This window comes from Thalassotalea sp. G20_0 (assembly GCF_017744175.1).
Taxonomy (GTDB): domain Bacteria; phylum Pseudomonadota; class Gammaproteobacteria; order Pseudomonadales; family Endozoicomonadaceae; genus Endozoicomonas.
This window is the reverse complement of sequence record NZ_JAGHQV010000351.1, coordinates 1-738: the sequence shown is the minus strand read 5'-3', so window position 1 is coordinate 738 and position 738 is coordinate 1. Positions and strand designations below refer to the sequence as shown.

At 58.1% G+C, this 738-nt stretch carries 1 protein-coding gene; it reads left to right on the top strand.

The features are described from left to right. Positions 1–738 (top strand): hypothetical protein (locus J7438_RS26460; protein ID WP_209279008.1); only part of this gene is annotated, 738 nt, incomplete at both ends.

The window sequence follows — 738 nt, the reverse complement described above, 5'->3', positions numbered from 1 at the left end:
GCCTCTATCTGTTCGCCCGTCACCCGGAACATCGGGTCCGGTGGTTTGCCCATGGTCTGCTGGGGCTTTCTGTGCTGGTCACTGCCTGGTATATGGAATCTACCTGGCAACAGCACCAGAGCGAACAGCTGACCCGACAGCAACAACAAGCTGGTGACCGGTTTCTGGTGAAACAGCAGCAACAGCAACTCACCCAGCTGAACCAGCAGATTGAGATCCTGCTGGCCAGCGCCGAACAGGACACCGGCAACCAGTACCGGGCAAGGGGTCTGAATACCCTGAATGAACTGGAGGCACTCTATCAGCGCCGGGATGCCCTGCTGGCAAACCTGCAGCAACAGAACCACAACGCCGCCACAGAACTGAACGGCCAGCCCTTGTTTGTGCAGAATGACAGCCTCCGGTTATCGCTGTTCCTGGCTCTGGCGTTGATGATTGACCTGGCCGCTATTATCGCCTTGCGTCCAGTGAACCCCTCAGTATGGCAGGAGACCGGGCCATCACTGCCGGAACCGGAAGCAACCCGACCCGATCCGGAGTCATCGGTCCTGGAACAGATCATGGAGCGCATCCGCAACGGTGATTATGGCGAGTTTGTTCCGGTGAAACAGATTGTAGAGAGTGAACCGATCCGCCATCCGGAGCTGAAATCCGGTCTGGAGCAATTGCTGGATGAGGGCGTGATCAGCAAGGTGGGGAACCGGTATCGTCACCGGGGGGTTGAGCAACAGGGGGAAC